This window comes from Pedobacter sp. AC464 (assembly GCF_979253075.1).
The window spans coordinates 970,359-985,124 of sequence record NZ_CEEDBV010000001.1; the positions used below are offsets into that span (position 1 = coordinate 970,359).

Here is a 14,766-nt window from a genome sequence, read left to right on the forward strand (position 1 = left end):
ACATGATAAAAAGATAGAAACTGAATGAAAGATTACAAAAAATATACCTACATCCCCGCTTCTCCTGAAGAGGTTTATTTAGCACTAACAAAGGATATTAGCATAAAATTATGGACTGGTGCCGAGGTTGAGTTTGAGGAGCAACCTGGCACAGAATTTTCCTTCTGGGATGGTGACATCGTAGGGAAAAATCTCGAGTTTGAGCCAAATAAAAAGATTGTGCAACAATGGTATTTTGGAGAAACTGAAGAGCCTTCAATCGTTACTATAAAGTTGCACGAAGATAAAAAAGGGACGTCATTAGAGTTTAAACAAACCAATATACCCGAAGCAGACTACAAGGACTTTACCGAAGGCATTGAAGAATATTTTATTGGCGGACTGGTTGATTTTTTTGACGAATAAAACATTAAGTGTGTGTTACTGTTTAGATTTTAACTAGAAAATGAAATCATGAACAGAACTGTAGGCATAATTTTGATGATTGTTGGTATCGCAATGCTTGTTTGGACAGGCTTTACGTATACCAAAAAAGAAAAAGTTGTTGATGCTGGTCCAATTCAAATATCGGCCGACAAGGAAAAATCTGTAAACTGGCCGCCCTATGCCGGGGGAATAATTTTGGTAGCGGGTGTTTTCGTTTTTGTTGCTTCCAAGCGGAAGTAAGTCAACAAAATTGCGAGGCTCGAGCTAATCATTCTTGTTAAAATATTACTTCGAGCCTTGCAACACTTAAATTCTAGCTAAAGCTCATTACTGTAAACGGATCTAATTGCATCTCGCAAATTGTATTTTGATGCCATTACTTCGCCATAAGCTCCGGCGCTTCTTATCGCGAACAGATCGCCTCTAAACGATACCGGCTGTTCTACTTCCTTGCCAAAACAATCCGTACTTTCACAAATTGGCCCAACAATATCATATTTGATTTCAGTTTGATTTCCACGGGTCAAATTTTCAATTTTATGGTAAGCCTGGTATAAAGCAGGGCGCATTAACTCCGTCATGCCTGCATCCAAAACAACGAAATTTTTCTTTTTCCCATTTTTGATGTACAAAGCCCTGCTAATTAATGAAGCAGATTGGCCAACCAACGCTCTTCCCAATTCAAAATGAACTTCCTGACTAGGTTTGATTTCGAGAAAATCACTAAAGATTTTGAAATAAGCATTGAAGTCAGGTATTTGATTATCAGGATTGTAATAGTCGATACCTAAACCTCCACCCACATTTAAAACTTCTACTACAAAGCCTTTATCTTCGAACCATGCACAGAATTCGTTCACACGAACACACAGGTTTTTATAAACATCGAGGTTAGTGATTTGCGAACCAATATGGAAATGGATTCCAATGAATTTAAGGTTTTTTGCTCCTTTTAAAGTTTCTGCACATTCTGGCAAATCCCATGAATTGATGCCGAACTTATTCTCATCAAGGCCTGTAGTAATGTTGTGGTGTGTGTGCGCATCTACATTAGGGTTTATGCGGATGGCCACCTGTGCAACCTTACCCTTGGCTGCTGCAAGCTCATTTAACACTTCCAATTCCTGAATAGATTCGACATTAAAGCAGAAAATATCCAAATCCAGCGCTTCATTTATCTCTTTGTCGGATTTGCCAACGCCGGCAAAAACGATTTTTTTGTTGTCGAATCCTACTTCAACAGCTCTTCTAACCTCGCCTGCGCTTACACAATCGGCTCCAAAACCAATTTTTTTAATTTCCTGAAGCAAAACCGAGTTAAAATTTGCTTTCAAGGCATAGTGAATATGAAACTGATAAGGTGCAGCAGCTTCGGCACAAGTGCTCAATGTTTTCTGCAACAAATCCGTATCGTAATAGTAAAAAGGCGTTTCTATATTATTAAACTTTGATATATCTTTATCGGCAAACATGTTCAAATTCCTTATTATAATTTTAATTTTATTCTTTGGGTTGGTTTATTGGGGCAATCACCTCGACTTAAAGCACGGAAGAATCACCCAGAGACAATACAACGGGAAAGTGCGGTTTTTCATTGTCTTGTTGCTTATTGTATTGTTCCTTTTATTTATTCGCAAATGAAAATTGTTGCTGCCGTATTTATCGTTACCATAATCCTTTTGGGTTTGTATAACTCTTACAAGAAATACAAAAACCAATTATTACCAGCAAGCGTTCTGGTTTTTCATTTATTGGTTGGTTTGCTGGTAATTGCTGGCAGCTTTTATTTTCTATTCGAATAATCTGTTGTGCAGGCTTCTCAGCGCTTCAGTTTTGTACTCGCTTAAAATCAAAAGAGAAACGTTATAATTACTGCCTCCATAAGAAATCATCCGAATTGGAATGTGTTTCAAACCCTCTAAAACCCTGCTTGCGAAACCATGTTTTTCCGAACCAAAATCGCCGACTACACACACAATGCTATGGTCTTTATCAACTTCAACTGTGCCGAAGCTTTCTAATTCTTCAATGATTTTAGGAAGGTTGCCAACTTCATCTATTGTTAGCGAAACCGCAACTTCAGATGTTGTAATCATATCTATTGGTGTTTTATACCGCTCAAAAACTTCAAAAACCCGGCGTAAAAAGCCATAAGCCAATAGCATTCGGCTAGATTGAATCCGAATTGCTGTAATGCCATCTTTAGCTGCAATCGATTTAATTTTGCCTTTTTCACTATCGTGCGTAATCAACGTTCCTGCTGCAGAAGGCTCCATCGTATTTAATAAGCGAACGGGAATTTTATATTTCTGTGCCGGAAATACCGATTGGGGATGCAAAATTTTGGCTCCGAAATAAGCCAGCTCAGCTGCTTCATCAAAAGATAATTGAGCGATTGGTTTGGTTCCTTTTACAATTCGAGGGTCGTTATTGTGCATTCCGTCAATATCCGTCCATATTTGAACCTCTTCTGCCAGAATAGCTGCGCCCAATAATGACGCAGTATAATCACTTCCACCACGACGCAGATTATCCACTTCGCCAAAACTGTTACGGCAGATAAACCCTTGGGTAATGAACAACTTATTTCCTTTATTCGCTTCTAATAATGGTGTTAAATGTTTCGTTGTAAACGGAATATCAGGCTCATTATCTTCATCCGTTTTCATAAAATGTAAGGCCGGTAATAAAACGGATTCTATACCTATGGATTTTAAGTAAATATGATATAATGTTGTTGATAGTAATTCGCCTTGCGCCAAAACAACTTTTTCTTCGATTGAAGTGAAAATATCATTGGTTAAAACAGCTAAGAAGCTGAAATGATAATCAATAACTTCATTACCCATTTCCTGAAAATCAGTAGCAGGTAAAAGTTCAATTACAAAATCCTTATATTTTTGATACAAATTTTCAACGCACTCGCTGCCCTTCTTCTTATCTCCAGCTAAAAAATAATTAGAAATTTCCACTAAACTATTTGTAGTGCCAGACACGGCTGATAACACCACAATTTGTTCTTCATCTGGATTTATGATATCCAGTAACTTCGTCATGCGCTCGGGACTACCTACTGAAGTACCCCCAAATTTTAATATTTTCATCTATTAGTAAATTGTTTAGTCCATATTTAAGCTCACTTAATTTTATTGCTGGCTTAGCCATTTAAAAATCAAACTGCTTTCACTTTAATACTGGATTTTCATTATTATTGTATCGGGGCGTGAAATTAAGCAAAAGCAGCTTAAAACCAACATCCTCAACAAAATAAAATTTGGGAGAATGCAAATAATTCGAATTTCGCCAAACTTCATTGCGTAAATTTTGTTCAACAGCAGATATTAAATTAAAAATACACCTCAATGCAATCAATTGACCAATCAACCCAAGCCACGATTAATCAGTGGTTAAGCGGAAATTACGACGAAAAAACAAAATCAGAAATCCAGGCACTTGTAGATAGTAATTCAACCACCGAACTTACAGACGCTTTTTACAAAAGCCTGGAGTTTGGTACGGGCGGTTTACGTGGTATTATGGGTGCGGGTTCTAACCGTATAAATAAATACACCATAGGCACAGCAACCCAGGGCCTTGCGAACTACCTCAACAACAAATATCCCGGAGAAAAAATTAGTGTTGCCATTGCTCATGACAGTAGAAATAACTCTGATTATTTCGCAGGAATTACTGCTGATGTTTTTTCTGCAAACGGTATCCATGTTTACTTTTTCGAAGCATTGAGGCCTACACCAGAACTTTCTTTCGCGGTGCGTCATTTTGGTTGTAAAAGCGGGGTTATGTTAACGGCATCACACAATCCTAAAGAATATAATGGTTACAAAGCTTATGGTGCTGATGGTGGCCAGTTTACCTCTCCTGATGATAAACTCGTTATCGATGAGGTTAATAAGATTAAAAGTATTGATGAGGTGAAATTTGACCGCGTCGAAGCAAATGTAGAAACAATCGGCGAAGCTGTTGATAAGCTTTATCTGGACGGCATTACGGCGCTTTCGATTTCGCCTGATGCAATTAAGAGACAACATGATTTGAAAATTGTGTACTCTCCTATCCATGGCACTGGCATTACTTTGGTTCCAAAAGCGCTGGAGCAATTTGGTTTCACTAACGTAACGGTTGTTGAAGAACAAAGTAAACCGGATGGTAATTTTCCAACGGTTGTATACCCAAATCCTGAGGAAAAAGAAGCTTTGACCTTGGCCATGAATAAAGCTAAAGAAATTGATGCCGATCTGGTTTTAGCAACCGATCCGGATGCTGACCGTGTTGGTATTGCTGTTAAAGATAATGAGGGCGAATGGGTGTTGTTGAATGGAAATCAAACGGGAAGCTTGTTAATTAATTACCTGTTAACTGCATGGCAGGAAAGTGGTAAACTAGATGGTAATCAATTCATTGTGAAAACAATTGTAACTTCAAATTTGATTGAAGAAATTGCTAAAAAGAAAAATGTAACCTATTACAACACCTTAACAGGATTTAAGTATATCGGTCAGTTAATGACGGAATTACAGGGTAAAAAGTATTTTATTGGTGGTGGCGAAGAAAGTTATGGCTACTTAATAGGCGATTTGGTTCGCGATAAGGATGCTGTAGTATCATCAGCATTTATTTCGGAAATGACCGCGTATTACAAAGATAAAGGTGCAAGTTTATACAACGCTTTATTAGATATGTATGTTGAATACGGTTTATATAAAGAAGATTTAGTTTCACTAACTAAAAAAGGTAAAACTGGTGCCGAAGAGATTAAAGCCATGATGGTAAAATTCCGTGAGAATCCACCGGCGACATTGGGCGGCTCAAAAGTTTCTATTTTGAAAGACTATGAACTGGGGCAGGAAACTGATTTATCTACAGGAAAGGTAACCAAACTAGATTATCCAACCTCGGATGTGTTGCAATTTATTACCGAAGATGGAGGCATCGTTTCTGCTCGTCCGAGTGGTACCGAGCCAAAAATTAAATTTTACTGCAGTGTTAATGCACCGTTGGCAAACCGTGCCGATTTTGCTAAAGTAAATGAAGAATTAGGCCAAAAAATTAAAGCTGTAATGACTGATTTACAAGCTTAAATTTTTACTAAAGGCTAATTTACAGGCACAGGTGGATAGTTCCATCTGTGCTTTTTTTTTTAACATTGTTCTATCTGCTTAATCAATTGGAAAATATTCATTATCATTCTATTTATTTTTTCTTTTGCGGCAACCAATTTCTTTAATACTTTTGCAGCAATACATGTTCAAAAAAATCCTGATATATCTTTTGGTAATCTGCTCCGTTTCGAATGGCGCAATGCAGCTTATCGTTTATTCTGGTTACAAAATGAACAAAGAGTACATTACCAGTGTGTTCTGTATAAATAAGGAACATCCTGAGCTGCAGTGCGACGGGCAATGTTTCCTGGCTAAAAAGTTGAAAGAATTAGATGGCCGGAACAAGCAGGTTCAGGAAAACCTAAAGCGGGTTACAGAAGCTGACCCAAAATTTCAAACTATCGTACTCAATCATCAAATTCCATTTTTCATTTTTAAAGCAGAAAGCGGTTACTTCGAGAAACCGGTAAAGGACCTTTCTGTATCCATTTTCCATCCACCGAAAACGGTCTAAGTAAACTATTTTTTATACGACGCTCCTGCGTCGTTGGTTCACGCAATTTGACTTTCTTAGCTTAGCGTAGAATCTTGTTGTTGCGAACCAAAAATTGCCTTTAATGTGAAATTTTCAAATTGGTTAATACCATTTTTTGATTGTTTCATATTGAATGACAATGTTTTATCTTTTACTTATCACTTTTCGAAAAAATGAAAATATCTAAATACTTACTGGCATTTTTATGCCCAATCATACTTTTATCATCATGCAAAAAAAGCGATGATACAGTTGCAGTGCAAACAAAATCAAGCTTTAACATAGAATTTGAGCATCAGGTTAATGGTGCAGCTTTGGCTTTAAACACAGCAACCTACAAAAATGCAAAAGGCGAAGATTTTAAATTGAATATTTTTAAATATTATGTAAGCAACATCAAATTAAGCAAAGCGGATGGAACAGCTTATCTGGTGCCCGAAAGTTATTTCTTAATTGATGAATCGAAAAGTTCATCGAAACTGATTACGATTAACGATGTGCCGACAGGCGACTATACCAAAATTGAATACACTATTGGTGTAGATTATGCACGCAATTTTGCAGGTGCACAAACCGGTGCGCTTGACCCGGTTAACGGTATGTTTTGGACCTGGAACAGTGGATACATCTTCGTGAAGTTAGAAGGAACATCACCGCAATCTACAGCCGCAAATAATGCGCTAACGTTTCATATAGGTGGTGTTATCGATCCAAATAATACGATTAGAACATTTTCTTCAGAAATTAATCCTGCCAATCCGCTACGGGTAAGAACTGATTCGAAACCCGATATGCACTTTATTGTTAACGCAGCAGCGCTTTTTACAGGTAAAACCGATATCAGCTTTGCGACCCTGAATTTTACTATGGGTGGGGCAAATTCGGTTATCGTTGCAGATAATTATGCGAAGGGCTTGTTTCGTTTAGATCATATTCACAATTAATATGCGCAGGAAAATCACCGTCTTTGCAATGCTTTTTCTGAGCATTGCATTGATGTATGCCTGCAGCAAGGATGCAGACGAAATTGTTCCGGCAGCGGAAAAAATAACATTTTCAGTTCCATCAAATTTTTCTGCCCCGGCATACAATTTTGAAGATAACAAACTCACCAATGCAGGTTTTGCGCTTGGGAAAAAATTATTTTATGATGCTAGGCTATCGGCAGATAAAAGTGTTTCCTGCGGAAACTGTCATCAACAATTTGCTGCATTTGCAAACCTCGATCATAAGGTAAGTCATGGTGTAAATAATTGCCAGGGAAAAAGAAATGCCCCGCCCCTTTTTAATTTGGCCTGGCAAAAAGCTTTTTTTTGGGATGGAGGTGTGAAAAATCTCGAAATTTCACCGCTCAATGCAATTACGGATGCCTGTGAGATGGGAACGGATATCGAAACCATTATTACATTCCTGAAAAATACCGCTCCTTACCCCGACTTATTTAAACAGGCATTTGGCTCAACAGAAATAAATTCGCAACTGGTTCTTAAGTCGATTACACAGTTCACCGCAGTTTTAGTTTCTGCGAATTCGAAATATGATAAAGTGATGCGAAAAGAGGGTGCAGCAACTTTCACGTCTGCTGAGTTAGCGGGTTACAATTTATTTAAAGAAAAATGTTCATCGTGTCATGCAGAACCTTTTTTTACTGACTTCTCTTATCGCAGCAACGGCTTAGACTTAGCAAGCGCAGACGAAGGCCGGTCGCACATTACAGGATTGAGCACCGATTTTGGAAAATTTCGTGTCCCAACGTTACGAAATATAGAATTTACTGGTCCGTACATGCACGATGGCAGGTTCTACAGCCTGGATGAAGTGATGGAACACTATAACTCCGGCGTTAAACCAGCATTGAATTTGGATGTAAAGCTAAAAGGCGGAATCCAGCTTAGCACAACAGAAAGAGAACAAATTAAAGCTTTTTTAAAAACACTTACAGACAATGATTTTATCAAAAACAAATTATATAGCGAGTCGTAACCTGGTTGCAATCGTATTCATTTTCATGAGCAGCCAGGTTTTTGCTTGCGATATTTGTGGCTGCTTTATGGGCATTACACCCTATTATAATCGCAACAGCATCAGTTTACTATATCGCTACCGGTCATTTAATGGCTACAATGGACAATCACATTCGCTATTTCCTAACGGCGGGAAGTTTTTTATTCCGGCAAGAAGCCAGAACTCGCCAATTACCAGTCATGCCGGCAACCCGGACGATTACGAACTCTATCGCTCGATGGAAATTAGAGGGAAATATTTTATTACTAGCCGATTGGAAATAAATGCGATCCTTCCCTACGTGTCAAATAGTGAACGATATAATGGATATACTTCATCCATTTCAGGAATTGGAGATGTAAATGTTTATGCGGGTTATCATCTTGTTCGAAAACTCGAAGATAATTTCAAACAGCAATTAATCGCGGGTGCGGGAATTAAGCTCCCGACGGGGAAAAACGATTTCAAAAACAACTCAGGAATCCGGTATTCATCTCTTATGCAGGCCGGAACCGGAAGCACTGATGGTTTCGTTTACCTCAACTACCTGGTTGGACTTGGAAAATTCGGTGCAAGTTTAAATACTTCATATAAGGTAAATGGAACAAATAGTCGAGAAGAGGGAATTGCGAATAGCACAACCAGTTTTTTAAATGTCTTTTATACACAACGTATTGGTAAAGATGTGCAAGTGATGCCTTCTGCCCAGTTTTTTTATGAATATTCTGGCGGCGAAAAGTACCAGGGTGTTAAAACCGGCGAGCACGTGATGAATAATTTAATGGGTGGCTTAGGTGCAGACATTTTCTACAAAAATGTGGCGTTAAATGCGGGCATCCAAAAAAACATTTGGGAGGGAGAAACTGACCATCCCATGAGCGCCGGAAAGGTTTATCTTGGTGTTACTTACAATTTTTAAAAACGAATATTATGGAAAAATCGATAATCTCAACCATTTGCCTCATTATTCTTATCTTTTCTGCATGCAAGACAGAACCCGATTCAAGCGCCGTAAAAAAGGAGCTTCTGAATATACATGATAAACTTATGCTTGATGGAGAAAAAGTGGTTAAAAATAGAATGGCGTTGGATTCCCTATTGAAATCTGAAAAAATAAAAAATGCTAAAGATTCAACAGAATTAGCTGATATGATAACCGGGTTGAATAAAGCTGACGAAAACATGATGGATTGGATGCACTTTTTTAAAGACGATTTTAAGGGGAAAGATGAAAAGGAAGCGCTGACTTATTATAAGTCTGAGATGGTGAAAATCAGAGGAGTTGAAGACAATTACATCAAGGTAACCAGAACATCTGATTCACTTTTGAAAATTTACAACGTTAAGCCATTCCAGAAACCGGAGCGTCATAAGCATTAATTTCCTTTTGCGGGCGGCACAGACAAACGCAGAAATAAAAAATCTGCGTTTGTCTTTTCAAGTCTGCAGAATAACTTAATCAGCGTAACAAAACCACAATTAATTCCCTCCTACAAAACAGAGGTTGTATATTTACCAAGTTAAAAAAATATCATGAACAAAATTATTTCTTTGGTAGCATGTTGTGTGCTATCGGCTGCCATCCTTTCTTCTTGCCAACAAGATAAAAAACTTCCTTTTTATGGTGAGCGCCATGCAGAAACGGTTAAAGATGCTGATGGTACCGAAAAAGTTGACACAGTATATCAAACCATTCCCAACTGGTCATTTCTGAATCAGGATAGTGTAGTAACCACCAATAAAATTACCGACGGCAAAATCTATGTGGCAGATTTTTTCTTCACTTCCTGCACTACAATTTGCCCCACTATGCATCGGAATTTAATGACCATTTATAAGGAATTTAAAAACAACCCGGATGTAATGTTTATATCACATACCATTGATTTTAAGTATGATAAGCCTTCTGCATTAAAAAAATATGCTCAGAAACTGGGCGTAGACGGACCTAAGTGGCAATTTTTATATGGCAGTAAAGACAGCGTTTACACTCTCGCAGAAAAAAGCTACCTCGTTGCCGTGGGTGAAGACAGCACGGCGAAAGATGGCTATATCCACCAAGGCTACCTGGTTTTAGTTGATAAAGACAGGCGAATTCGTGGCGCATATGATGGAACAAAGGAAGACCAGGTTGAGCAGTTGAAAAAAGATATTCCGGTTTTGTTGGCGGAGTATAAAAAATAGAACGTTTCTTCTTTCTCGAAAGCAAAGCAGCTAGCAAATTAATTTGAAAACCTGCTGGTTACAATAGTTCGTTTGAAATGACGGCTACTTTAATTAAACAATTATGCGCAAATACATTATATCTTGTGTTTTTCTTCTTTCCGTTATTTCTATAATTGTTTCCTGCCAAAACCAGGAAACAATTGATTTGCAGAACTACATGTCGAACGGCAAAGATATTTACAAAGCAAAATGCCAAAATTGCCATGGCGAAAACGGTGAAGGCTTAGGCCAGCTTGCGCCTCCTTTAACTGATTCGGTTTTTTTAAAAACGAACAAAAATCGGTTAGCCTGCATAATTAAAAACGGTGCAAATGAAATATTCGTTATCCACGGAAAAACTTATAAAGAGAAAATGCCCGCTTTTCCGGAGCTGGCTGACATTGATGTAGCGCAGGTGATGGTCTTCATCACAAACTCGTTTGGGAATAAGCAGGGTTTTGTATCATACACTAAGGTTGCTTCGCAGCTGCAAAACTGCAAATAGGATAAAAAATTTATATTTTGAGGTAGTTGTGCCTAAAAACAACCATCTTTGCAAAAAATGCAGGTTGTTCTATCGCTGTTTCGAGTAAAATCGAGAGAGAGGAAAGTCCGGGCAACGCAGGGCATCCCGCTTTCTAACGGAAAGGAATGCAGGAATGAAAACCTGTATTACGGATTAGTGCAACAGAAAATATACCACCCGACGCAAGTTGGGAAAGGGTGAAAACGTGCGGTAAGAGCGCACGAGCATTGCAGGCGACTGTAATGTTTGTAAACCCCGGGAGTTGAAAGACCAAATAGGCTAACGTCCTGATTTTATTAGGATAAGGGCTGCCCGTCCGATGTTAGTGGGTAGGTCGTTAGAGGTAAACGGCGACGTTTACAGTGGATTAATGATAGAAAGCCTGAGTAATCAGGCGACAGAACCCGGCTTATAGACCTGCATTTTTTTTCCTTCCAAAACACTGTTTTTAAACCTGATGGAAATGGCAGCCCCCGATTTTTTCTATCGGGGCTACAATGAACAGCAGGGCTATCTTAACCGATGAAATCCAGACTTCCGTTTCCTATTAAAACTTAAAGCTTCGCCCGAAATACTAATTTTAGCCACAAATGGTTGTATAAAAAACTATACATTAAGTAAAAAATAATATATTCGCATTTCAATTAGAATAAACAACTACCAAATGGCGAAACTGTTAATTATTGATGATGAGCGGGCGATAAGAAGCACCTTACGCGAAATCCTGGAATACGAAAATTACGACGTTGAAGATATCGATAATGGTATCGATGGCCTCGAAATGATTAAAAAAGGCAATTTCGACCTTGTACTTTGCGACATTAAAATGAATAAGATGGATGGTATGGAAGTGCTGGAACAAGCACAGCTTATCAAGCCTGATTTGCCATTTATTATGATTTCTGGCCACGGAACCGTTGAAACCGCTATCGAAGCGAGTAAAAAAGGGGCTTTCGACTTTATCTCAAAACCACCAGATTTAAACCGGCTGTTAATTACAGTTCGCAATGGTTTAGACCGCGGTAACTTAGTAACCGAAACAAAGGTATTAAAGCGTAAAGCAAGCAAAACACGCGAAATTTTAGGCGAATCTGAGAGTATTTCAAAGATTAAGGAAACTATAGAACGTGTGGCACCTACTGAGGCACGAGTTTTAATAACCGGCGCAAATGGTAGCGGAAAAGAACTTGTTGCACGCTGGCTGCACGAAAAATCGAACCGTGCCGATAGCCCTTTAATTGAAGTGAATTGTGCTGCAATTCCATCAGAATTGATTGAAAGTGAGTTGTTTGGTCATGAAAAAGGATCATTTACTTCGGCTGTTAAACAACGTATCGGCAAATTCGAACTTGCTAACGGTGGAACTTTGTTTTTGGATGAAATTGGCGACATGAGTCTTTCTGCCCAGGCAAAAGTTTTACGTGCGCTACAGGAACATAAAATCTCTCGTGTAGGGGGCGAAAAGGAAATTGACGTAAATGTTCGTGTTCTTGCTGCAACAAATAAAGATTTGCTTAAGGAAATTGAAGATGGTAATTTCCGTATGGATTTATATCACCGGCTAAATGTAATTAATATTCATGTTCCTCACTTAACGGAGCGTACAGATGATATCCCGGTTATTGCACAGAACTTTTTGGAAAGTATTTGCAATGACTACGGCATGCCTGTAAAGAAAATAAATGATAATGCTATGGCGGCGCTGCAAGCGTTACCATGGACCGGTAACGTTCGTGAATTACACAACATGATTGAGCGTTTGATTATTTTGAGTGATAAAGTTATTACAGAAAACGACGTTCGTGCATTTGCCAATCCGGGTGGTGGTACCAATATTGGAGCTGCCACAAGCACACAAATTGCGGGTTCTGGTGGGGTTTCGGGGATGGCTTCATCCTTTGATAGTTTTAGTAATTTCCAGGATTACAAAGACCATGCGGAGAAAGAATTTATTAAATTTAAACTCGAAAAAAACAACTGGAACGTTTCAAAAACTGCTGATGAAATTGACATTCAGAGAAGTCACTTATACAGCAAAATTGAAAAATTCGGTTTAAAAAGAGAGTAAGTTGAATGTACAGGTTGTAAGTTTTAAGTTTTTGTGCTTAGAACTTACAACTTTATTAACCCATGTAATCATTTTGCCTCATCAGCAAGGCCCTGTATTTGTTGAAGATGGACGTTTTCGAAACAAAACCTTTGTATTGCTTTTCGCTGTTGATAACTGGTAATATCCACGCATTTTCCTGCTCCATTTTTTCGAGCACTAATTTCAAGTTATCGTTTTCGTTGATGGTATTCGGCGCTTGCTGAACTAAATGTGATGCGGTCAAAGAATCCTTTTTTTCGTTCTTCATCATCTCGTTAAACACTTCTTCAACGTAAATTACGCCTTTGAAATCTCCCAATTCATCAATAACAGCACAGATATTTTTGTGAGATTGAACGATATCGTTCATCCTTAATGAAACTAAATCATCCATAAAAAGCGTTGGATAGTTCTTTTCAATGAGGTATTTTAACTTCATCTGACTCAACACCGTTGTGTCTTTATCTTCATGCGAAAGCAACTCGCCTTTATCTGCAAGTGCTTTTGTATAAATCGAATGCTTCTGAGAACTTCTGTTAACCGCATAAGAAATTGCAGTCGTAATCATTAAAGGAACCATTAAAATATAGCCTCCTGTAATTTCCGCAATTAGAAAAATGCCCGTTAATGGGGCATGCATAATAGCGCCGAGTGCAGCGGCCATGCCAGCTACGATAAAATTGGAAACATTTAATTGTGCGATTCCTGTTAAATTAACCACGTATGCGAAAATAAAACCAATTAACCCGCCCATAATTAAGCTGGGCGCAAAAGTTCCACCATTTCCACCAGCACCTAAAGTAACCAGCGTGGCAATCGATTTCATGAAAATAGTAACGACTGTAAAAAGGATTACAAGCGCAGGAAATGTGTTATACTCAGAAAAAATGCTGTTGTTAATCAGTGCAAGGTAATCTCCCCGCAACAAACTCTTAATGGTTATGTAACCTTCGCCATACAAAGTTGGGAACAGAAAAACCAGCGCACCCAACATTAAACCGCCAATAACGACCTTACTGTAAGGATGTTTGATTTTATAAAAGAATCCTTTCACCGCGTAGTTGGCCTTAGTGAAATAGATAGAAAACAATCCAATTAGTACCCCCAAAATTACGTAGTAGAAAAGCGCATCTACCCTCCAACCTTCTGTAACCAAAAAAAACAATTGCTGGGTATAAAACAGCCGGGCAACTACAGCGGCTGTTGCAGCTGAAAGCAACAGCGGAATGAAAGCGGGTATAGTAAATTCGGGAAGCAATATTTCAATGGCGAAGACAATACCGGCAACCGGACTGTTAAAAGCACCTGCTATTCCTGCAGCTGCTCCACAAGCAACCAGCATTGTTATCTCCCGATACGATAAACCTAAAACTCTTCCAAGGTTTGAGCCAATAGCAGAACCGCTCGTTACAATTGGCGCCTCTAATCCTGTAGAACCACCAAAGCCCACTGTAATTGCCGCAGAGATAATTTGCGAATAAATATTATGTGTTTCTACCCTACTCGATTTTTTGGAAATAGAATACAACAATGGCGTTAAACCAGTCTCAAACTTGCTCCTTCTGATGAAGTATTTAATATATAAAACTGTGAGGAAAATACCAATCATTGGAAAAATGAAATACAAGTAGTATTTATATTTCCAGTGCCAGTCAGACTGCAAAAATTCTTCGATATGATGGGTTAAACTTTTTAAAACTGCGGCAGCCAAACCAGCAAGAATACCAACAATAACAGCAAGGATGATTAAAAAATTACGGTTTGATAGCTTTGATTTTCTGTACTGGTTAATTTTATCAAGGTAATTTACAAATCGGATATACATATTATCGGGATTTTTAAGCCGGGTTTAGGGTTTGCA

At 38.4% G+C, this 14,766-nt stretch carries 14 protein-coding genes and 1 other RNA gene; 12 read left to right on the plus strand and 3 right to left on the minus strand.

All coding sequences use genetic code 11. From position 1 onward, the window contains the following. The first annotated feature begins 24 nt into the window (after window positions 1–24). Both AC0IWT_RS04165 and AC0IWT_RS04170 read left to right on the plus strand, forming a co-directional pair. A complete protein-coding gene (locus AC0IWT_RS04165; protein WP_056870389.1) occupies window positions 25–405 on the plus strand; it encodes an SRPBCC domain-containing protein in 381 nt (126 codons plus the stop codon). Window positions 406–453: 48 nt separating this feature from the next. Next, entirely contained in the window at window positions 454–666 is a 213-nt protein-coding gene (locus AC0IWT_RS04170) for a hypothetical protein (RefSeq protein WP_056870388.1), read from the plus strand. Window positions 667–743: 77 nt separating this feature from the next. On the opposite strand, the gene lysA is transcribed toward AC0IWT_RS04170, so the two are convergent. Then, window positions 744–1,898 (minus strand): diaminopimelate decarboxylase, encoded by a 1,155-nt coding sequence (gene lysA, locus AC0IWT_RS04175; RefSeq protein WP_471796116.1) that lies wholly within the window; start codon window positions 1,896–1,898, stop codon window positions 744–746. 318 nt (window positions 1,899–2,216) lie between these two features. Continuing rightward, the gene (locus tag AC0IWT_RS04180; protein ID WP_471796117.1) at window positions 2,217–3,530 is read right to left on the minus strand and encodes an aspartate kinase; all 1,314 of its coding nucleotides are present in this window, start codon (window positions 3,528–3,530) and stop codon (window positions 2,217–2,219) included. Between the two features lie 258 nt (window positions 3,531–3,788). Between AC0IWT_RS04180 and AC0IWT_RS04185 the strand changes: the two genes are divergently transcribed. The 10 genes from AC0IWT_RS04185 to AC0IWT_RS04230 all read left to right on the plus strand — a co-directional run bounded on the left by AC0IWT_RS04185 (window position 3,789) and on the right by AC0IWT_RS04230 (window position 12,884). Next, window positions 3,789–5,525 carry a phospho-sugar mutase gene (locus AC0IWT_RS04185; RefSeq protein WP_471796118.1) on the plus strand — a complete coding sequence of 579 codons (1,737 nt, stop codon included), beginning with the start codon at window positions 3,789–3,791 and terminating at the stop codon, window positions 5,523–5,525. A 163-nt stretch (window positions 5,526–5,688) separates the two neighbouring features. Beyond that, window positions 5,689–6,060, plus strand: a complete 372-nt coding sequence (locus AC0IWT_RS04190) for a hypothetical protein (RefSeq protein ID WP_471796119.1) — start codon at window positions 5,689–5,691, stop codon at window positions 6,058–6,060. Window positions 6,061–6,254: 194 nt separating this feature from the next. After that, a complete protein-coding gene (locus AC0IWT_RS04195; protein WP_471796120.1) occupies window positions 6,255–7,025 on the plus strand; it encodes an MbnP family protein in 771 nt (256 codons plus the stop codon). Window position 7,026: 1 nt separating this feature from the next. Then, window positions 7,027–8,064, plus strand: coding sequence for a cytochrome-c peroxidase (locus AC0IWT_RS04200; RefSeq protein ID WP_471796121.1), 1,038 nt, complete (start codon window positions 7,027–7,029; stop codon window positions 8,062–8,064). Beyond that, window positions 8,027–9,004 carry a transporter gene (locus tag AC0IWT_RS04205; RefSeq protein ID WP_471796122.1) on the plus strand — a complete coding sequence of 326 codons (978 nt, stop codon included), beginning with the start codon at window positions 8,027–8,029 and terminating at the stop codon, window positions 9,002–9,004. Before AC0IWT_RS04200 ends, AC0IWT_RS04205 begins: the two co-directional genes overlap by 38 nt. Before the next feature lie 11 nt (window positions 9,005–9,015). Next, window positions 9,016–9,465: a hypothetical protein gene (locus AC0IWT_RS04210; RefSeq protein ID WP_471796123.1), complete on the plus strand. Its 450-nt coding sequence runs from the start codon at window positions 9,016–9,018 to the stop codon at window positions 9,463–9,465. Between the two features lie 153 nt (window positions 9,466–9,618). Further along, window positions 9,619–10,269 (plus strand): SCO family protein, encoded by a 651-nt coding sequence (locus AC0IWT_RS04215; protein ID WP_056870379.1) that lies wholly within the window; start codon window positions 9,619–9,621, stop codon window positions 10,267–10,269. Between the two features lie 103 nt (window positions 10,270–10,372). Next, window positions 10,373–10,795 carry a c-type cytochrome gene (locus AC0IWT_RS04220; protein ID WP_471796124.1) on the plus strand — a complete coding sequence of 141 codons (423 nt, stop codon included), beginning with the start codon at window positions 10,373–10,375 and terminating at the stop codon, window positions 10,793–10,795. A 56-nt stretch (window positions 10,796–10,851) separates the two neighbouring features. Beyond that, window positions 10,852–11,244: RNase P RNA component class A (gene rnpB / locus AC0IWT_RS04225), an RNA gene on the plus strand. Between the two features lie 236 nt (window positions 11,245–11,480). Next, window positions 11,481–12,884, plus strand: coding sequence for a sigma-54-dependent transcriptional regulator (locus tag AC0IWT_RS04230; protein ID WP_056870377.1), 1,404 nt, complete (start codon window positions 11,481–11,483; stop codon window positions 12,882–12,884). 55 nt (window positions 12,885–12,939) lie between these two features. Here AC0IWT_RS04230 and AC0IWT_RS04235 read toward each other — a convergent pair whose 3' ends face one another. Then, window positions 12,940–14,730 (minus strand): chloride channel protein, encoded by a 1,791-nt coding sequence (locus AC0IWT_RS04235; RefSeq protein ID WP_471796125.1) that lies wholly within the window; start codon window positions 14,728–14,730, stop codon window positions 12,940–12,942. Window positions 14,731–14,766: the final 36 nt, after the last annotated feature.